Source organism: Anaerobiospirillum sp. NML120449 (assembly GCF_023051105.1).
GTDB lineage: Bacteria > Pseudomonadota > Gammaproteobacteria > Enterobacterales > Succinivibrionaceae > Anaerobiospirillum.
The window spans coordinates 1-22,024 of the sequence record NZ_JALKIL010000027.1; the positions used below are offsets into that span (position 1 = coordinate 1).

At 51.5% G+C, this 22,024-nt stretch carries 9 protein-coding genes and 2 tRNA genes; 7 read left to right on the forward strand and 4 right to left on the reverse strand.

Annotation, left to right across the window (positions count from 1 at the left end; all coding sequences use genetic code 11):
* From MXE41_RS08515 to xseA, 4 genes are all read right to left on the reverse strand, one after another.
* A partial coding sequence (locus MXE41_RS08515) for a restriction endonuclease (protein WP_247100191.1) occupies positions 1-532 on the reverse strand: 532 nt, incomplete at its 3' end.
* A gap of 240 nt (positions 533-772) precedes the next feature.
* On the reverse strand, positions 773-1,183 hold the full coding sequence (locus MXE41_RS08520; RefSeq protein ID WP_246978781.1) for a hypothetical protein: 411 nt from the start codon (positions 1,181-1,183) through the stop codon (positions 773-775).
* A 494-nt stretch (positions 1,184-1,677) separates the two neighbouring features.
* Entirely contained in the window at positions 1,678-7,551 is a 5,874-nt protein-coding gene (locus MXE41_RS08525) for a hypothetical protein (protein ID WP_247100192.1), read from the reverse strand.
* Between the two features lie 2,312 nt (positions 7,552-9,863).
* Positions 9,864-11,765, reverse strand: coding sequence for an exodeoxyribonuclease VII large subunit (gene xseA, locus MXE41_RS08530; RefSeq protein WP_247100193.1), 1,902 nt, complete (start codon positions 11,763-11,765; stop codon positions 9,864-9,866).
* A gap of 699 nt (positions 11,766-12,464) precedes the next feature.
* Between xseA and MXE41_RS08535 the strand changes: the two genes are divergently transcribed.
* The 7 genes from MXE41_RS08535 to MXE41_RS08565 all read left to right on the forward strand — a co-directional run bounded on the left by MXE41_RS08535 (position 12,465) and on the right by MXE41_RS08565 (position 21,969).
* Positions 12,465-12,538: transfer RNA gene (locus MXE41_RS08535), tRNA-Cys, on the forward strand.
* 725 nt (positions 12,539-13,263) lie between these two features.
* Positions 13,264-13,337 (forward strand) — tRNA-Cys (locus MXE41_RS08540).
* 694 nt (positions 13,338-14,031) lie between these two features.
* Positions 14,032-14,310: a hypothetical protein gene (locus MXE41_RS08545; RefSeq protein WP_247100194.1), complete on the forward strand. Its 279-nt coding sequence runs from the start codon at positions 14,032-14,034 to the stop codon at positions 14,308-14,310.
* A complete protein-coding gene (locus tag MXE41_RS08550; protein ID WP_247100195.1) occupies positions 14,307-15,107 on the forward strand; it encodes a hypothetical protein in 801 nt (266 codons plus the stop codon). Before MXE41_RS08545 ends, MXE41_RS08550 begins: the two co-directional genes overlap by 4 nt.
* A gap of 259 nt (positions 15,108-15,366) precedes the next feature.
* A complete protein-coding gene (locus MXE41_RS08555; RefSeq protein ID WP_247100196.1) occupies positions 15,367-15,765 on the forward strand; it encodes a hypothetical protein in 399 nt (132 codons plus the stop codon).
* Between the two features lie 3,507 nt (positions 15,766-19,272).
* On the forward strand, positions 19,273-20,430 hold the full coding sequence (locus MXE41_RS08560; RefSeq protein WP_247100197.1) for an iron chelate uptake ABC transporter family permease subunit: 1,158 nt from the start codon (positions 19,273-19,275) through the stop codon (positions 20,428-20,430).
* A gap of 417 nt (positions 20,431-20,847) precedes the next feature.
* Positions 20,848-21,969, forward strand: a complete 1,122-nt coding sequence (locus MXE41_RS08565; protein WP_247100198.1) for an iron chelate uptake ABC transporter family permease subunit — start codon at positions 20,848-20,850, stop codon at positions 21,967-21,969.
* Positions 21,970-22,024: the final 55 nt, after the last annotated feature.

The window sequence follows — 22,024 nt, forward strand, 5'->3', positions numbered from 1 at the left end:
AAACAGCCCAGTCAATAACGGAGTTAGCCAGCGCCTCACGAGCTACAATCTCAACAGGAATAAACTGTTTTTCCAGCTCTTTTTTCAGGTTTGCTGACCAGTTGCTGTTGGTCGCAAAGACATAGCGGCACTTGCACCAGCATGTATTTGATGCTGAAAGGAAGGAGTCCAGTTCCGCTTTTGGCACCACCGCATCTTTAGCATAGAATTTACACTGGATGGCGCTGTAGGTTACCTGACCGTGCTCGCCTGGAGCAGCATCGGTTGCCACAAGGTCAATACCTATATCATTGGCTTCATAATCGAACTCTGGATGAGCCTTGGTCCACTGAGCCCAGGTATGAACCTCGGTGAATAAATCCTTATAGGTTGGTTCATTGCGCAGGTAATCAAGAATCAGCTTCTCAAATCTTGTGCCTTTATCGCGCGGATCGGTAGATATTTTGTCTATCCATTCAAGCAGATCGTAGAAAGCCTGGATGTTATCCGGCTCCTGAGCCTCTTCTTTGTCCCTGGTCTCATTTATGCTCATCTACAGTTCCTCACTGGTATGTTTGCGGGCTTTTTACTGATTTATTTCAGCCAATTGAACAGGCAGTAAATTCGCTCTGAAAATGCCTGCTGTTCGGTCAGCTCATTCCTGATAACAGCAAGGCCCGTCATGTTGCCATGACGGGCCTGTGCTGGGTGCGCGGGCTTTGCCCGGCTTCGTGTTTGTGGCTGCGGCGCGGGCGCTGCAGCCGGGCCACGGCCTGTGGCCGTGGCCATGGTATTACTTGTCGCCGATGACGTAGGCCGGGCCGGTCAGGCGTACAAACTGAACTTCCTGGTAGCCGTCCTCGTTTTCCTTAGGCAGGTAATCGGTGAACTTGAGGTTGCTCTTGACCCAGCCGCGCTTGACCTCATCACGGTCGGCAGGATTGAGGCCGCAGTCATGATAGATGAAAACGTCATGAATATCATTGGCGCCCTTGAGCAGTACCGGGCCTTCCTCACCTGGCATAAAGACATACCAGCCCTCGGTAACCCACTTGGTCTTGTCTATACGGGCGTTAAAAGCAACGGAGCAGTCCTCCTGAGTGCCGTTCTTGATGTCAATACGGACATCAGCCATAGCCTGACCGGCCATCAGTAAAGTTGAGGAGAGTAATACAGCTGCAACAGTTTTCTTCAGTAAGTACATTGCTAAAACCTGCATATGAAAAGCATTCGACGAACATGTCCGCGCCGTCCTGCAGGGATAAAATCCAACCATCCTCAGGAGCGGCTCTGCCCGTGGAAACGGCCCCTGTCAGGCCCCGTTTCCTGCTGGAAATCTGATTCATCAGAAGCACTGAGCTGACGGGCTGTAAGGCAGCACACTCAGCCGGCCATGAAATTACGGACTGCAGGATGATCCTGCGACCTTATGTGGCCCGGGCTTCCGGTATAAGCGCATTTGACAGGCAATTAAGTGACATAAGGGCATATTTACCGCCCTGAGCATTACGAGCCTGCGGACTTTGCTGATTGTAGCATTACCCGGCCCAATTAACTCAACTTTTCTTGTCAAAGCACCTTATGGTGCCGCTGCAGTGCAGCATGGACCAGGGCCTCTGCGCCTGGCCAGGGTATGGCCGCCAGGCACGGGCCTGACGGCCGTGGCCGGCGTGGCCAGCTGTGGCAGGGCGGGGCAGGTCAGACCTTTTTGAGGTCAAGGCACTGCTGGTACATCTCATTGATGAGATCGGTGGTGATGTAGACGATGGCGCTGTCGCCCTCGCCCTCAAGCTCCAGCACAGGCTCGTCATAGACCTCAAAGGCATATTCGTTGAGGGCTTCGATGCAGTAGTTGCCCGAGAGCAGGCCGTGGCTTACACATATGCCGTTGAACTCGGAGAAGACCATGGCATCAGTGCCCTGAATGGCAATGGCTTCAATGACCTCTCTGGTTTTGGCATTGAGCATGGAGTTAATTGGGTGGGTTGATTCTGATACCACCTGGCCCTGCTCGCTGGTATGGGCCGCTGCGGCGCTGCGCTCACGGTCCTGAGCTTCGGCCACAGCGCCCTTCTGACCTGCTAAGTGCAGCTGCTGGTTCTGCTCAATGGCCTGGGCGCCCTGCAGGGCACCACTGACATAATTGCTGTTGTCAGGGCTCAGTCCGGCGGCAGCGGCGGCGCCCACAGCAGAGGCTGCTGCCGATGCGGCGGCAGAGGCTGCGGCCGGGGCGGTGCTGTCATAGCCGCCATAACGGGCGCTGTCAAACTGCTCCTGCTGCCTTGCCATTTCCTCATCACGAAGCTGGGTAATAACAGCCTGCACCTGCTCACTTTCGGCAAGCTTGGCTTTGACCTTCTCCATATCCAGAGTCAGAGGCTTTTGGCTCTGAGGAATGAAAACACTGCTGCGCCAGCTGTGGCTGCCCGGAGGATCCATATATGGCCTGCCGTCAGCACGACGCCTTTCTTCAGCAAGACGGCGGGTACGGGCCATATTGTCACGCATCCTCTTATTGCGGGCACTGTCGTACTCGCCATTTTCAAGCGCACGGGCAAAGGCTGCCAGATCACCCTTTGGAGCCGGGTCGTGTCTTGCAGATGCTGAAGATAAGATAACCGGCTCAAGGAACTGCAGGCGGCGCAGGATGGTGGTGTACTGAGCGCAGGCCAGGTCAACAACAAAGCCCTTGTCTATTTCAAAGCCAAAGGCCAGAGCCAGCATCTGACGCAGACGGGTAGTACCTCTGTTACCCAGCAGGGCTACAGGCAGGGAGTAGCTGGAATCAAAGACATCTTTGACCTTAAGCGGCCCCTCAAGACGGATAATACGGGCACAGCTGTCCAGATACTCACAGGCAAATGATACACAGTCGTTATAGCGCTGCAGATGGTGGCAGCTTACCACCTCATGGGCCAGCAGTGATACCAGACCCTGCTCATCAGAGACAGGCAGCAATGAGTTCATCAGCTCCAGTACCACGTAGGCGCAGTACAGGGAGAAAAGGAAGTCATCGTAGGCTGACTTCATGCTGGCATCCTGGTACAGCTGCGGAATACTGAGAATACGGATATGGCTGATGGAGCGGCGCAGCACATTAAATGAGGTGCCGGTGGTATTGGTCAGATAGTAAGGCACCACCTGCACACCTATTGAGGAGCTCAGCAGTGAGCTGACCTCAGGCATATGGCCAATGCTGATGCCCTTAGGGAAGCCTATGTGGTAGGCATCATTTACCTGCAGAGCAAAGCGGCGCAGAGCCTCAAGACGCTCAGGCCAGTCACGGTTTACCGCACAGTCAACAATAAAGCGGTTGTAGGCAATGCCCGGAATAAAGTATTCCCTGATGTAGTTGCTGGCAATGCGCTGTGGAATCAGACCAAGCTCACGGCTGATATCAACCTTGCCCTGAATGCGGTAGAAACGGCTGTGATCAGAGCACAGCACCTTTCTGAGCACAGGAACCACGTATTTGTCATAAAGATTGCCGGTGAACTCGTCGGCAAAGAGCGATCCTTTGCCAAAGACATAATCCCACTCAGGTGAAAGCAGATGATTGAGCTTTTCCTGATTGTCATCATTCTCAACCTCTCCTGTGTAGGCACCGGCAAGATCTACGGCACGACGGGTGGCACAGTACTCAAGGAAAAGGAAATTAAGCCTGGAAATGACACGGGCTGAAGAGCGGCGCAGCTCATCACTGTCCTTGCGGCCGGCACGACCACCATTGATGAGTAGCCCAAGGCGCTCAAGCAGATGCTCAAGCTCATACATGAGATCAGAAACTGCAATGCCCTCGGCGCTCAGACCGTCAGAGACATTGCGGGTAATCTGATCACTCATGGACTGCAGCACAGAGTGATTTGGTCTTATTACGTCCTCAAGCTCGGCAATGACCTCAGGCTGAGCCTTGCGCATGGCTGCGGCATCGCCAAAACGTATCCTGCCCCTGCCGCTGTCAACAGCCTGGTCAGCATGCAGCGCACGGGCCCTGTTCTTACGCGAGCTGGCTGCACCAGTGGTGCCGGCCTTGCTGCGGCCCCTGCCAGCTGATGCCTTTGCAGCCGCTGCACCAGCAGCGCCAGCTGCACCAGATGCAGCAGCTGCATCATCATGAACTTCTGAGCTGATACCGGTCCCGGAAAACAGAGCCAGAGGCTCCTCGGAAACATGGGTGTAATCGTCGCTTAAACCAAAACGGCGGGCATAATCCTGGTAAATGTCCTCGCGCTCAGCTTCCTCGTCAGCAAACTTCTGTTCGTCCTTCTTGCGTCTGATACGGCGGGTAGCTGAATACACAGGCACGGCGTCATCAAGGTCCATGCTCTCAACGCCCTTGCGCAGATCCGAGGCCCTCTTCTGTGCGGCATCCTCGTCGTCCTGGGCGGCATCAGCATAGGCTGCGGAGGCTGCGGCAGCCCCGGCAGCGGCAGGCGCAGCTGCGCCTGATGGCGCTGCAGCGGCAGCTCTGGCGGCGGTGCTGGTGCCGGTGCCGGCGCCCGGGTCGGAATATTTCTGGCCCAGGGCCTGAGCTACGGCAACGCCCAGATCCTGGAACTCGTCCTTGAAGATGTTGGAGCGGTAGTGGCGAATCTGGTTGCTTTCCATGCTGGTAGGCGAACGGGCGCCCTGCCACAGTATGCTCAGAGCCTCACGGAATGCGGCCAGCAGGTTACTGCCAATGCGCAAAAGCTCGCCTGGCTGCATCTGCTCAAGGTGATCAGTAAGGGCATCAATGGCATCGGTAAAGGCCTGAGTGCGACTGTCGCCCTGGGCACGCTTCATGACGTTGCAGGCAGTAATGCGGGCAACCTCAATGAACTCGGCAGGTGAGAACAGCTCATGGAAATAGAAGGCTGGCAGAGCATTGCCCAGCTGCTGCATGGCCTTGGTGATCATGAGGTCGCCACGGGAGTTGAGGGCTTTGACAGTGCGCAGATAAATATTGAGATTCTGGTCGCTCAGAACCAGACGGGCATCTTCATTGCCCGGACGGTGCGCCTCATGATAAAGAGCCGTGGCAATGGTACGGATCAGCACTACCTTGAAAAACGGTCTGTTCTTGATCGTATTGCGCATCAGGACCTTGAGGGCATAATCAGCACTGAGATCACAACGGTTGTCGGTGAACATGAGCAGGTTGAGTGCCAGCAGGGTATAGAACTCCTCAGGAATATCCACCAGACGTGATCCGTACTTGTTGATAATGCGTGAGAGGTAGATATTGATGGCATAAGGCTCATGACGGAACAGAGCGCAGTAAAAGAGCTCATTGTTGAAATGAGTTACCGGGTTTTGCAGATGGCGGTCAAAGTAGTAGAGGCTGTGATAGAAAAGGAAAGGCACAGGATTGCAGTTGTTAATGAGGAAATCATTAAGCACGGCAATCTCAAAAAAGCGCTCTACAGTCTGCTCGTCGCTCACGCCATTACTGTCAAGAATGGACGGAGCAGCTGAAGGAGCAAAGAAACGGCGCAGAATAAACTCAAAGCCCAGCACCTTGTTCAGGCGGGGCATCTGCTTGAGCGGGCTGTAAATGAACTGCTCGAGGTTGGAACCGTAGTCACTGTTGATGGACGGACGAACCCGGACCGGATCATTGGCTACCTGATCGGCATTTTCAGCCCATACCAGATAGTTGTGCACCATCAGATTGACGTAATCTGAGGTGTAAGGAACCACGTGGAAGGCCTCATCAGAAAGCACATTGGCAATAGGTACGGCACTTGGGTTGCGACGGGCCTTTTTAGGCGAGCGGCTGTCATCCTTGAACAGGGAAGGATCAACCTCAGCTGAGGTCGAGCGGCTGCGTCCAGGCTCATTGTTTCCGGCACTTACAGGACAGCTGACAGTCACAAGACTTTCATGGCTCTTGCCCTCACGCACCGAGGCGGCGGCAGCTTCGGCATTGCGTGCAACTGCCGGACTGCTTCTGCCGGCAGCGGCGGCTGCAGCATGAGCCTGCTCGGCATTAATGCAGGCACGGCGGGCCAGGGCATCAGGAGTTGCAAATGAGACAGTGTTAATCAGCTCATGAGTACTGGCATGACTTTCCCTGTACATGGCCTGGCGTAAGGCATTGTCGGCCGTCCTGGCCCAGGCAATGCGATCCTGATCACTTGGCCCATTGCTGACAAAACTCTCCTGAGAATATGGGCTGCCATCAACAAGGCCCGAGGCAGCTGCGCCCGCACCGGCGGCTGCGTCTGCACCGGCGGTGCTGACGCCAGCTGCGCTCTGTGCTCCGTCTGTACCAGCTGCGCCGTCTGCGCCCTCGACGCGGGTAAAGCCACCGGTGAGCTTAAAGGCAGTGATAGCGCTGTTTTTCATCTGCAGCGCAGTGGCGGCATCGTCCTGACGGCCATCGCAGACGTAGAGCACCAGACGGGTTGAGGCAAAATCAGGAATGGTCAGACGGGCCTGATGGTCTACCATCAGACGCGACTGCAGATCCTGCATCATGGAGGAGATATTGCTGTCATCACTGACATCAACAGAGGCCAGGCGACGGATAAAATCCTGGTTGTAGCCCGGGCGTGCCTGCAGCAGGATCTCACGGTTAAAAGAGGTGTTGTTAAGCTCAAAATCCCTGTCGCTTTCCTGAGAGGACCAGGTAATAAAGTCTTTGTACATGCCTTTGACACGGGCACGGCGCTGATTGAAGCTCAAAGAGCCCAGAGGACGCTGACTGACAGGGATATAGCTGCTTGGCTGTACCGAAGGAGCCGGGGCTGAGGTAGGAGTGGATCCGTAGGTAGCCGGGGTATAGACGGCATAGCGCTCACGCAGCAGACGGGCATAAGGGAAGTCCTCAGGTATGGATATTTCCACCTTGGAGGCACCGACAATGCGTGAGACCAGATTGATGATTTCGACTATCTGCTCTTCAGTCCACTCAGCTGGCTTAGGTGCAATGTACTTGGGATTGCTGAAATCGTAGAAGAAAGAGCCAAATTCGCAGACGAAAGAGAACAGCGATTTGATATAGCGCTCAGCATCACGCGGCAGCATCATCTCCATAATGGCCGAGTTGAGCACCATGCGCTGATTTGCATCCAGCGGGGCAGACTGAGCAGCACCCAGAAACTCAAAGACATGCAGCATGATATTGTAATTGGCCAGCTTGGTGCGGGCACGCATGATGATGTCCTTCTCATTGTTGGTCAGAGAAGTCTTTTTGAGATTGGCAATACGCTGCAGATCGTAAATATCCTGATCAAGATTGAGATCAGGACGGGGAGTAAGGTAAATGCTCTGATATATACTCAGATTACGCGGTACGGCCAGGGGCACCATGCTGATGCCGGCACGCAGCATAATGCTTACCACGCGGTACAGATACTCGGTGGAAACTATCATGCTCTTTTCATCATAGTCCCCAGGCATCAGGATAATCTTGAGGGCCGCACAGAGATCCTTGAACTTTACCGTGTAGATACCCTTGTTACGGGTAATGCCGGCAATGCGGTCAAGAGCACGGGCAAAATCGCCAGGCAGGGGCTCCTTGCGGTTAATGCGCTGAACAATGGTGTCCAGCTCATATTCTCTGTTATCGCCTTTTAGAGTACTCATGAAAACCTCATTCTGACCACTTGCAGTCTGCCCTGCTTCATAAATGCGCCCACCGGCACACCAGTAGAGCCTGCGCCCCAGCCACTGCCCCTACAGTGGCGCAGCTACGGGCCGTGCCCGTGTCACAGCGCCCTGTAAAGGGAGCATCTGGATACTGAACATTAGATTCTACCGAATGGACCTGATTAATATGAGTGCCATTACGAATTAAACTCAAAAAAGTGCACACTGTGCACAAAGTTGCAATACAGAACTCACAGTCAGACCTGAAGCTGTGCTATGATTAACGGTTCCGCCTGCCATGCCAGCAAACCATTGCCCCGTCAGCGGGCACCGCACCCCACCGCTGCTGCAGCGTTGGTGCAACGCCGCATCAGCCCGCGCCGCCCACCTGCCTCCACCACGGCACCTGTCTCCCGTCCCGCCCACGCGGCCGTTAATCGCCCCTGCCAGCCAGAAATCGCCCCGGCTCCCGTCCAGTCCACACGTCCGCCTGTCTCTTCCTGCCCGCCAGAACCACTCCCGGCATACAGCCTTACCCATCATCACAGCCCAGCTTAGAGCACTCCTTACCCTCAAGAAAGTTCTCAGGCCGCCTTAGCTGCTCACAGTTCAGCTGCGGAACAAGCCCAGGCAGCTGTTCGCACTGCGCCAGCTCCTTAAAACCTGCTGCCTGCAGGGCGGCTCTCAGATTAATTCTGGAGAGCAGCCATACTGTCCAGGTTGTTTGCTGTCCAGAAAGGCATAGCTGAGCAATTCAGTGCGCGCCGTACAGCTGCTCTCAAGCGCTCGAGGTGAAAGTTGAGACAGGGCAAGGTAAGCGGCTGCTGCTGCTCAACCCACGCCGTATCGCCACCATGACATTTCCGGGTTACCAGCACCTTGCGCGTAAAGCTGTCACTCACAGCCCAATTGAAGTGACATGATTTGACCAGAGGTCAGGCCATACTGTCATCATCAGCTACAGGCGTGCCTGCCTTATCAGTAGAACATCCCAGGCCACCACAAGCTCCATAACAGCAGCACGGTCATGCCTGACGCCCTGCCACCACACCAGCTGACACTGCTGCTCATCCCCATGCTCTCAGAGCCACAAATACCAGAGGACAAGCCGCCCCGTTCACATTCCCAGTACCAGCGCCGGCGCCGGCATCGGCGTACCCCACACGGCGAAACCCTCAACAGCACCACCATAATCACCATCATAGTCAGCCTCAAACCCGGCCCAGGCGGCCGGCTGAAACTCCACATGATGAGCCTGCCACGTCACGCCCCGCTCTTTGCAGTATGCTAACCATACCGTTTTGTACAGCAATTACTTGCTTAAGATAGTTATCCTCAAAGTCCCTTGCTTAACAGGCAAGGCAGGCTGCGGACCTGTGACCTTAGGCATCTGCAGCGCCGTGACCTGCGCTGCTCTCAATCCCCCAGCCGGAACAGTGCACATAAGGCGCAGCATCGCTGTTATATCCGAGCTCAGCGTCTGCGCCGCTCTGCCGGTAACTGCCCTGATGACTTCTTTCTGGTGCAGCTGCTTCAGGACCTGGCTGTGTGCTGCCGGCCCGCCCAATCAGCTGAATACAGGCCGGGTCAGGGGCTGAGCACACACTACGGCTGTTAAAAAGCATCATGACCACATGTCGGCCCCTACGGCCTCGCGTGACAGCTGCTCCAGTTCTTTTGCGTGCATTAGTAGTTTTACAAAGCATGTACAGCACAGCACCCTGCACGTATCAGCACCATGCTCGTATCAACAAACTGCCCATATCACCCCACCGCCCGTATCAGCAAAGTGAGTGGCAGGCTGCACACTGATGCTCTGACAGATATCAAAAATTGATTGACCCGTCATGGCATCAATACCACACAGGCCCATTGAGCTGGAGGGTTAAGTCAAATTAAATATCAGACAGGAGCCTAAGCTGCTTTGCGCATACGTAACGGCGTAAGACAGCAGAACTGGTACTGTCTTGACTGCTCATAGCGTTAAGCTCACTTCGGTCATAAGTCTGGACAGCCGGGCCCGTCATGCTGCCAGAAAAACAAATGCAGGTCTGTACGCCCTTTCCAGAATGGCTGTTGCCTTAAAACTGGAATTAACATACAGACCTGCAGTATTAGATGCGGCGGTCATCTGGCTCCATGGAAAGCTGCGAGCTCATGAGCACATGCTCATTGCGCAGGGCCCGTGCATGGCTCAGAGGCCGGGAGCTGTAAGTGGCCATGGACATGGCCTGAGACATAGCATGTCACCGGGCAGCAGCCCGGGCAAGGTCAGGGCTGGTATGCCCCGGGTGCAGGCCCGCTGGCAGTCAGAGATTGTCGTCAAAGTCGATGGCCGGGAAGAGCTCTTTTGGCTCGATAAAGGTTACGGTGGAGTAGACGTGGCAGCCATTCATAATGGTTACCAGGCGGTCGCCCACTTCGATGTCCTCAGGTTTGACGCTGTGGGCGCCGTCTTTGGTGGTAATGGACAGGCCACGCTCGAGCTGATACAGAGGGTTGAGGGCCTGCAGGCGGCTTATCAGACCGGCCAGCTGCTCGCGACTGGCGTTGAGCTCAACACTGACCTTTTCATCATAGAAAGAGCTCAGAGCGCGCTCAAAAGCATCAAGTTTGTCTTCGCGCTCATAGACTATGTCCTCTATAGAGGACAGTTTCTCAACGGCACGGTTAATACGCTCAGCAGCATTGGCGGTAAGACGGCTGGCAAAATATGACGGCAGATCAGAGGTAAACTGCGGGCCCAGCTCCAGCTGATACTCAGCCTGAACAAGGCGACGCTCGAGCAGCTCGGTGCGCCCCTGCAGAGCGCGCTGCATTTCTGGAATCCAGCGGGCATTGAGATCAATCTGATGGCGCTCAATGCGCTGCTCCATGCCTCTGATGAAGGTCTCCATAATCTGCTCACAACGCACAATACGGCTCATGAGGCGCTCCATAAGAGCTCCCATCAGGCGGTCCATGTCAGGCAGCAGACGATTTACCAGAGCATTGTTGCAGGCATTAATGCGCTCCTGAGGGTTACGGGCATCAATAATTCTGATGAAATGAGCAATCTGTTCATTGCGGCGCAGCACGTACTGAGGCACGGACTCAAGGGCCATCAGGGCTGAGTTGAGCCTGGTGTTATAGCGCTCCAGTCTTTCCTGAACACCGTGCTTTTCAAGCTCCATGCTCAGAAAGTCAATGCGCTCACGGTAGCGGCTAAAGGTATTGCCCAGATGGAGCTTCATCTCTCCTGCCAACATTCTGAGCATGGTGCGCCTGCTCTCAATACGTTCACTGAGATTGTTGCCATTAAGCAGGTGCAGGGAACGGGAGAAGGACGCCGTGCGATCATCAATCATGCGCAGGATGATATTGTCCATGCTCTCCATGGTTGAGTTTATCCACCTGCGGATATCCTCATAGAGTACAGGAGTAACTGTTTCAGCAGCTGCAGTTGGGGTACTTACGCGCAGGTCGGCAGAGCGATCACACAGAGGACGGTCTTCATCATGACCTACAGCTGAAATAATGGGCACTGGTGACAGTGCCACCATGCGCACTACTCTTTCATCAGAAAAGCACAGCAGATCCTCAAAAGAACCGCCACCACGGCCAATAATGATGACATCAATACCAAGACGGCGGGCATTGGTATAGGCCGTATGCAGTGCCATGAGTATGGACTCAGGAGCATCTGGTCCCTGTACCTTGGTATCAAAGAAGATAAGCTCCACCATAGGATTACGGCGCATGACATTGGTGGCGATGTCGTCCTTGACGCGGCCGTCTACCGAGGTGACCACGGCAACACGGGCCATGATTCGTGGCAGTGGGCGCTGATTGGCATAAACACCCTCACGCTCAAGACGCTGGTCCAGCTGGCGCAGCTGCTCCATTATCTGGCCGCGACCGGCAAGGGCCATTTCATCCACGATAATCTTCAGGGCACCGTTTTTTGGATAGACAGAGTTTTCACCAAAAATCAGTACCTGCTGACCAATGACCGGCTCAAAATTCAGGCGTGCCTTGCGATTGGCATACATCAGGCAGTCAACACATGCATTCTCATCCTTAATGGAGAAATACATATGATTGCGTACGCTCAGCTGTGAAATTTCACCCTTTACCAGAACAGATCCCAGACGCTTGAAGAAGTCATTGGTCCGGGACACGTAATCGCTGACAGTAAAGGCGCGACTTTCGATTTCCTGAATATTGTTCATCAATATTACGCGAGCAGCCTCTCAGCCAGACAGGCACAGCTGAAGAGAAATCGCGTCCTCCTGCAAATGTAAGTGGTGAAAACAAAACAACAGCCCCGCCCCAGGTCGGCAGTCCCCATAGCGGCAGTCCTCACAGGGCAGCCACCATGGCAGCAGTACCGGGTAGCGGCAATCCCTATGTGGAGGCAGCTGCCTGATGGCCGGCCCCAGCCAGCGGCAGGCTGACAATAATCAAGCGACATCTCTGCACCGGACAGCTGCCAGCACCGATGTCACTGAGATAATAACCTGAACAGATCAGATAATGCCATGCCTGACCGTTTATTGGAACACGGTGCGCAACATAATCGCAGCCCCGTCCTGCCCTCCCTGCATTATTGCAAGGCCAGGCCAGGTAAGCTGGACCAGGTAAGCCGGGCAGGGTCAGCCCCTGACAGGCGCAGCTCAAAAGCCATCCTGCAGTAGCAGTGCCTGCTCCCTGCAACGAGCCACAGCAGTCCCATTCATGCAATGACCTGGCACTTCCTGGCCATACCCCACAGTGGTGAGCACGACTGGCGAACATACCCTGGGCTTCACAGGGCGCTCTGGCGACAGTTTCCACGCGGGCAGGTTTTTGTTAAATTGCTGTTGACAGCTGATTTAATTTCTATATAATGAGCGTCACTTGAGTTGAGCACTCAACCCAAGATGCCTGATGGCGCGTTAGCAAAGCGGTTATGCAGCGGATTGCAAATTCGTCTAGTCCAGTTCGACTCTGGAACGCGCCTCCACTAAGAACCCTCGAGGTTCTTTTTTTTCGCCTGTACATTTTACTCCCACCTCAAACAGGCAACGCACCACCTCCCGGCACTTGCTACCCGGAACTTGCTACCTGGAACTTGCTGCCCCGCGCCTTTTATCAGGCTCCATTTCCCAAAGCGTCAGACTTTATTCCCTGCAAAATAAGCCAGTCCCGGCGACCACCTTTTCTCAAGCTTCTCAGCTCATCACAATTGCTTTCATTTTCGGCACTTACCCTACCCTGCCCCGCCCTGCATTCCACTTATTCCGGGCCCGGACCATACCCAGACATGATCCCTGGAAATATGCTCCATTATTCCCGGATCTGCCTGAGGGCACTTCCTTAGCGCTGTTCTGACCATACCCTGCCATCCTCTGGTCAGTCTCTGTACGGACCATGAATACAGCTTTGTCTTTGACCTGGCAGTTCCCAGTACGCGCCATATTTCCGGCAAGGGGTAGTAACTTTGAGACCTGCCATGGGACGCTCTACAATAAGCTGCCCACTGATGCCAGAACCAGGAAGATCTGATCTCATGACCAATGGCCTGAACTGGCACTTCTCACCAACAGCATTCATGGCATTAAAGGGCTAATACAGGGGCAAAAGAGCTCTCAAACGGCCCAGCTGCGGGAATTGTGAGCAAAAAGGTGTTGACACTCACAGATATATCCTTATAATGAGCGTCACTTCAGATGCACTGAGCATCACTGAGGCGCGTTAGCAAAGCGGTTATGCAGCGGATTGCAAATTCGTCTAGTCCAGTTCGACTCTGGAACGCGCCTCCACTTAAGAACCCTCGAGGTTCTTTTTTTTCGCCTGAAATCTGGCAAACAGGCCCAGCCAAGACCTCACCTCCTTTCTTTATGGCAGATATGCCACCTCGCCTCAGCTCACTAATGAGCACCAGACCAGTCATCAAACCAGTCACCAGCCAACAGGCTCATGCCTGTACCACTCTACTTCCCGTCAAAGTCACCAGCTGTCTACCTGTTCATTCATTTCTCTTTCCTGACTGATGGCGTAAAGGCAGGTCGATGTCGGTAACTGCATGTTCAGCCCCTGGTCTTCAGTAAGCACTGCAAGAGCCTTTGCTGCTCCCTGTCACGATGTCTGAGCCCATGCACAGGCACCAGTTCCATGCAGCTGCTACCAGCAAGGACATACCAGGCAATGGCGCTGTTCCTGTGCGCCACTGCACGGTACTGGCAGATAGCTGCCCGATGGTTTGCCTAACTGAATACTCATTGCATAACCCGCTACTCTGTCCCGAACGGGAGGGGCATTCAAGACTGTTAGTGAAGTCAACCGGACTGTCAGAGTGAGGTCAGGTCAAGTCGGCTCAGCTCAGCTCAGCTCAAATCAGCACATTAAATGTGATCTGTCACAAAAAAAATCCACGTGTACGGACGAGAATAGGTTGTACATGTGTCTATGGTATACTTGAATAACTATGATAAGCGTGATAGTGAGGCTTCAAGTATGTCTAAGAAAAACGATGATTGCAAAATAGTTTTAGTTGCTCAGCTTTGGCAGGGTGGCAAGATGGTTTCATCTGAAAAAGTTTCTTCCTTTCCTGCATATTCTGCTGAGCCAGAGTCTATGGACGATATATTGTACGCCCTCGACATGACAGAAACCATTGTAGCTGATGCCCGTGTACCCATGGCCAAATACACGTTCAACAAGCTTACCGCCGGTACGATGAGTTCCAAGTCTTTATATAGGCATCCATTGTTCCGAACTACAACCCAAAATTGACGCTCAGATCTGTACGTTTTAAAAATGCCGTTCTAAGTGAGCTCACCAACGCATCATTCAGGCATGTTCATGAGAACCTTATAAACTACGGTCGTTGCGTTTTAGGTGTTTCTACCCTGAAGGACCTGGCTGAAAGAACAGCTCAAGTAATTCATGAGTCTTATACCCATCAAAGAGACGAGATTCTCTCAGGTAATGGCTTTTGCCCAACAACTGGACTTCCGCTTGATTCTGACGAATGGACAGAGCGTTGCAGTCAAGCTCCGGCAGCCATGGACAAAAGAGATCTTGCCGGGAAAATCAAAGAGTTTAACGATTTAAATGGTCGTGCGGATGACCCTGGCAGTCTTATCCGCACAATTCGATTTGCTGAAACCATTGAGTCTTCAAAGGACTCAATTGTTCAGATTGATGCTGACGAAGTAATGACCAAAAAGCAGACTTTTGAGCGTGACAGAAGCAATGTTGTCAAGCCTTCCATATCCGCCAGGGGAAAGGTCATAGCCTCGCAGCGTAAGGTTAAGTCCCGTCACAACAAGAAGAGTCACTTCGACAGCATTGCTGTTTCCTCTTACAACAATGAGCAAAAGAACGTAAATACTACAGTTATTCGTGTCAAATGGGATGAAAACCTCCATGTGATAAAGGGTGAATCAGTTTCTGAGGCATTCAAGAGTCTGATTGCTCTCCTTCTGGAAAATGGTCTTATGACTACCAGAAGACTGGTTTTCTTTATTGATGGAGCATCGTCTCTAAAAAAGACTATTCCCTTATTTTCTCAATTTTATGTAACCTAAATTTTCCGTATGCTAAATAATTACCAAAATATATGGTTTTTGTTCTTGATATAAGGAGCTATAGGTTAATAACATACCAAAATCAGGTGATCGTCATAGGTTACATTGTAACCTATGGCCTTATTAGTGATTTGGTAGAAATTAAGCTTTTACCAACTAGTTTTCGCATGTTTTTGCCGATATTTGGTAATATTTTAACCTTTCCTTTTGTATTAGATCTTCTTAGGTTACATTTTTGGGAAAATAAGGTATTCAGACAATGTTCTCGTATGCCAGCTACCACATTGTTCTTGACTGGTATCACATAACTGTTTCCATTATGCAAATGCTCAGCATGGCTTTATCAGGCAAAATTGATCAGAAGCGAGGCTATCGCAGTGAGCTCACCAGACCTCTGTGGCACGGAGACGTTAGTGGAGCATTAAGCATTCTAAACTCTTTTGTAAAGAAAAATCTGGTACGCAACTCTACTGCTTTTGACAGGGTTAGCAAATATCTGCTCAAAAAGCAGGATGAGATCTCCTGTTATGCTCTGAGAAAGCACATGGGCCTGCCTAACAGCAGTAGCCAGGGGGAGAAGTTCAATGACATACTCGTTGCTTCAAGGCAGAAACATAATGGCATGAGCTGGTCTGTCGTAGGCAGTAACGATCTGTAAAGAATCACGGCTGCCAAGGTAAACAACAAGCTGTTGATGTTCCTTCAATCACCTGAAAAGGTGACCTGGTTCAATGTATCGAATGTCTCCAATGAGGACAGGAGCTCAGTGGCTTAAATGTTTCGCTTCGTGACATGAATATTATGCATTATGGTATTAAGGTCTAACTTACACGCACCGCTATATGTGGTCGATATAGTCAAGCTTTAATCAAGAATCCACGGTGATGAGCTATGTCTCTCGTCCGTACACGTGGAAAAAAATTGTACCTTTTGGTACTGTTTTGAGCTCCAAAAATGCCTTATCTGCTGTGAAACAGCCAAAATGACGGTCAATGGCAGTTTTTTGCCTGTTTCAGGATCCAACTTAGCTTGCCTGTAACACTGATAAATATGTGATCTATGGTTACCTTGATACAATCAGTGAACGACGATCCTTATTGCAGCATTTAGCCGCACCATTTATGATCGCCTTGATATCGCTCAGCGTAAATATGTTTACATGACCGATATATATCAGCTTTGTTAATTAGACTGCAAAAGACAGAGACCGGGTCTTTTGACAGCTTTGCTATGTTTATCCTGAGTATTCCAGGATATTTCATGGAAATTCTGGTACTTTTTGAGATTTGGATACCAGTTATGAACAATAACAAAGAAAAATGTGTCACAGCTCACAGTTAGACGACTCAATATAATGCACAATTAAACGCAGTTAAGGCATCGCGCCCTGTACAATCTGTGTTAGTTACGGGGCGCTTTCTAAAAACTTAGCCTTTTCTGCCAGATACCCAATCTGGGATCCAAGTTTGACTGGCCAATGCGTATCACATGCTTAAACTCACTGCTCCAAAGCTAGGACACCCCCCATGCAGCAATGTGGACTGCATCTCAGGGAGTCAGCTGCAGAGAGGTTATTCATCAAAGCCCCATCCAGGTAATGAGTTAGCAACTTGAGGCTTTTTATTCAGTACCAGCCTGAGCATCTGATGAAAGCAACACCTGACCAGGCACGACCTGTAAAGACCATTACAGGTAGTAGCAGCCCCTTAGTCTGATCTTCGTTTATACAGAATTCCTGGACAGATACAGTACATAAAGCTACTGTCCGTCCTGTCCCACACACTATCTGCCCAGTTTTCCTGACTTTTTATTATCTTGCCTGGCTGATCAGTCAGCTCTGCTTTTCTGCGCTTTTCATTACCAGAAATCCTTTACATAACAATTTACAGAGCATTACTGACAGAAAATATACACCGACTTCCCAACATACAAACGAACAACAAAATCGATAAATTCACTTCAAAGCCACGGCTCACCCCGTGGCTTTTTTAATCTTTGGCAGTCACAACCTTATTCAGGCTGAGCTGCTACTGCAGGCATAAAACTGTCTTTTGATTAGGTCATTTTTGTCCCAGCTCCCAGCGTCAATCCTGATCTTAGCCTGTATCAGCCCTTAACCTTACCGTATACACAGCATACTGCCAGTACTACGCGATGGTACTGCCTAATGACTGTCATGCCTTTCGCCGCCCCGCCACTCGCTGCCCTCTGTCTATCGCCGCCCTTTGCCCTTCACGGTCATCCGCACTTCGCTGTCCTATGCCATGTGCTGCTCTCTGCCATTAGCTGTCCTGCCTTTCGCTGCCCTCCGCCCTTCACTGCCATCCGCGCTTCGCTGTCCTGTCATTCGCTGTCCTCTGCCTTTCAAAGCATCACTGCACTGCCTTCAAACCTTCTGCCATAAAGAGCTCTGTTCGTCGCTTTGCATAAGCTTCGCTCAACAAATGTTCAATGTAGAGTGAAATTATTTCCATTTTTGCTACTTAACCCCCGACTGTCCGCTGCAGCATCTATAAAGTGACCAGGATTTTGTCTGCATCACTGGTCATTTTTTAACCCAGCTTACTAATTGAATGCGATATACATGGCGTTTTTGTCTGATTTTGTCACCGATAAAATATTTTCGCTTCAACCAGTTTTCTTTTGATTTTCACTTTTGTATACTACACATCGTTCGTTAGTTATAGGTAACATTGGTAAGCATATTACATCATTAGTTATTTACAACTAACCTGTCTTTAAACGTCCTGTAAATGCTGCATTTATTGCATTTACTCTCAGATAATGCGGTATGTACAAGACAATAATTCAGTTCAGACTGATATCTTTACTGCCTGGTAATTTTTTAGCCACCTTCTCCATTTCGCTCAACTTTTGTTTAGTCACAGCCCAATAAGTGGTGAGTAAACCAGTCGCCTGATGCAGTGTGAGGCACGACGACTGTCACTGCGAAAATGCCTGTGATGTGAGCCTGGGGAGCCTCAGTTCAGGCAGTCAAAGAGCACACAGATTAGTGCATGCATCCCATAGCGTATGCGCTCATGCATGCACTCATAATGCAAGTCAGTCTGAACAAATATGTTTATCCCATGCTGCAGCCACCTGCCCATCCAGGGCTGCCGCGTACATGGACAGCAGAGCCTGTCCATGTATCTTTTAAGCTCTGTGCAGCTGGCGCTGCTGCTGGCACATACACGAGCAATAACACGGGTAATTGCATGCGCTTTACAGTAAGCCGGACCATAACACCTCATCGGCGAAGACATGCTCCCGTCATTACATAATGGCTATTGGCTGCTGCTCAATATACATCTGTCACCGTCCTGATAAATACGGTACAAAGTATTTTGCAGCGTATATTTTCAGCCATTCAATGACTGTAAGTCATAGACAGACACATGGCAAAACATGCTTAATTAATAAGATGAGCTCAATTATAACCATGGGCTGACTGATGATTCAGTACAGAAAGGTCACTGTATCTTACGAAGCATGCTTAGGCACCAGAATTATTATTAATGGACTGGCCATAACAGTCAGTCCTCAAAGCTGTCGGTCATGCTGCAGCAAGCCATACATTGATTACTGATGCTCAGGACCTGACAGGCCATCATACCGTCTTATGTATGGCTAAATAGCATTAATGGCACCATGGACCTCAGATAAGAGCCGGCGGATAACTGCGTGTGTGATGTGATTAAAACTGTTATCCATGATTTGCGGCCCTGCAGGGCCAGCTGAAAGTCAAACAGCCCTCGATAATTTATGCCCTGACCTGTGTCCTGATACGAACAGCAGACAATGACTATGGCAATTTTGCCATGCGCAGCAAGCAGGCCGAGCTGTTTGTGTCCCATGGCTGCGTATCATGATTACGCTCCATGACTGCGTTTCATGATTGCGTCATGCGTTTACTCCATGACAGACCTTAATCATGTGTAGCTGTTTTATCTGGTTACAGGCTGCTCATGGCTGTCAGGATCATGCATCCCACAGTACTCAGCTGGCGTTTGTGCTTCAGAGGCGTTTATTTGCTTTGTGTGTTGCGTAAGGCAGGCAATAGAAGTGCATGGGCCGGAGAGAGCTGGCCCGCACCGGTATTGGGGCTGGGCTTGATTGAATATCAGCAAAACTCAAATGTGGCTTTGCCAGGAGTGATTTTAAAATGCAGGCTTTCTGGAATAACAACAGGCTGACCGTAATCCTGGCTGTATCGCTTATTCTGCTGGGTACCGCCTCGCTCTTTACCGGAGTGATTAATATCAGCCTGAATGATGTCCTTAGCCTCAACGAGAACTTTGAGCTGCTGCTTATATCCCGTCTGCCGCGCCTGATGGCAATTCTTATGGCTGGCTCCGGCCTTGCTGTTGCCGGTCTTATCATGCAGAACCTCTGTGCCAACAAGTTTGTATCGCCGTCAACAGCAGCAACCATTCAGTCAGCTCAGCTGGGAATTCTCATTGCCATGCTCTTCATGCCAGCATCAACTCTGGTAGAGCGCGCCATGTTTGCCTTTGCTTTTGCCATGCTTGGAACATGGATCTTCATATCTTTTGTACAGCGTGTTCAGCTCAAAGACATGATACTGATTCCTCTGGTGGGCATCATGTTTGGCAATATCATTTCCGGTGTTACCTCATTTCTGGCATTTCAATACGACATGAACCAGGCACTGGCCTCTTTTCTGGTAGGCCATTTCTCCACTGTTATTCGTGGTCACTATGAAATTGTCTATCTGGTTCTGCCGGTGATGCTGCTGGCCTGTTTCTTTGCCCGCTACTTCAATATCGTGGGCATGGGCCGCAACTTTTCCAAAAACCTGGGCGTCAACTACAGCCTCTTTTTATTCACTGGCCTGTCCCTGGCCGCCATGATCACCGCTTCAGTTGTAGTGGTAGTAGGCACCATCTCCTACATTGGTCTGATTGTTCCCAATCTTGTGACCATGTATAAGGGAGACAATCTGCGCAACACCATTGTTGATACTGCCCTTGCCGGAGCACTCTTTGTCCTGGTATGTGACCTGACAGGACGTGTGATCATTGCTCCTTATGAGCTGCCTGGTGAACTCATCTCAGGCTGCCTTGGCTCCATAATCTTCATTGGCCTGATTTTGTACCGTGTTAACGGATCACGCGGACCATCATCCCGCTGGCAGCGTGTGCGCTCCCTTTTTGGAACTGCCCAGCAGTCATCCTCATGCGGCTCCTGTTCAGTCCCAATCGGCGCCATGCCGGGCGGCAGCGCCCGAGCCACTGCATCGGACAATCAGGTCTCACAATGCAATGGTCGCCATGAAAGCGCCACCTCATGCCGCTCTTAGCAGAGCACCTGAGCAAGGGCACAGGCCTGAAAGTTCGAAACAATCATTCCTGCAGCTTCCGGCATTTGCAAAAGAGATAGAGCAAATCACGAAAAGTAAGGCCGGTTAAACGAAAAAGCCGGGCATGCCTGCCCACTCGTGTGAATCACATGAGCCTGACAGCGTCCATCAGAGTAATGCAGACAGCATAAGGTCTCACGCACAGTAACAGTACTGAGCGCCCCTGCATGGCTTGCCCGGCCAATTGCATAAGCCGCAAAAGAACAGAGCTTTCATTGCCTGCAGCAAGGCTTTGGGCCAGACGGTACGTCATGGCACTGCTGCAACATGGCACGCCATGGCGATGCTGCAAGTCAGTCGTGCCATGGTCAATGCGACATTAGTTTTCACAGTTAATTGCAATCCAGGAGAGCATTCATGTCTGAGTTCCTGTCAGCTTCGGGCAATGCCCAGGGCGATGCCCAGAGGGATCCCCAGTGCAGGGCCCATGGCCCTGCCAGGAGAGGTCCCCATGGCGCCGCCTCCAAGACCGTTGGCTCCTCTGGCTGCAGTGCTGATGAGCTGGTTGCAGCGGCCCGTGAGCGTTCGCTTAAAGTGCGTCTGGTGCTGCTTACTGTTGTGGTTCTGTCAGCATGCTGCGCCTATCTTTTTACCTCCATTAATATGAAGTTTTTTGAGTATGCCATGTCCATTCGCATACCAAAACTTACTGCCATGGTGCTGGCCGCCATTTGCATTGGTGGAGCCTCACTGATTTTCCAGAGCCTGATTAACAACTACATTGTTACTCCGTGCCTGCTGGGCATGAATGCCCTTTATCTGGTGCTTCATACCCTGATGGTCTTTCTCTTTGGCATGGGCTCTTTTGTCATTACCAGTAAGAATCTGGCCTTTGCAGCTGACCTGATCCTGATGGGCTCAGTAGCCGTGGTTCTGTATAACTGGCTCTTTGTAAAAACCCGCTACAACGTGCTGTACGTGCTGCTCATTGGCACGGTAATGACCACTTTCTTTACCTCGATTCAGACCACTATGGTGCGCTCCATGGACCCTAATGACTATGACGCACTGCTCGTAACACTGGTAGCTTCTTTTACCAGTGTCAACGCAGATGTCCTGCTCATGTCAGGCGTACTTATGGTGGTGCTGACAGCCATTTTCTATCGCAGGCTGAAACTGCTCAATGTCATTACCCTTGGCCGCTCCAATGCTATCTCACTGGGAGTCGATTACGAAGGCACGCTGCGCTGGCTGCTGCTTTATGTAACCCTGATGATTGCCATTGCAACAGCTCTGGTAGGTCCTGTTTCCTTTATGGGGCTGATTACAACCAATTTGGCCCGTCAGATGTTCCCTACTTTCAGACATAACATTCTGATTACCGGAACCATACTGGTTAGCCTGGCCATTTTAATTGCCGGTCAGGCTCTGATTGAGCGCGTCTTTGTCTACAGCATTCCAGTATCAGTATTTATCACCACCGGCGGCGGCATCTACTTCCTCTACCTGGTACTGCGCGCCACGCGACGCAGCATCTAAGGCCGTAGACAACAGCTGCAGCTGAAGCTCCTGCGCTTAACCTCCGCAGCTGAAG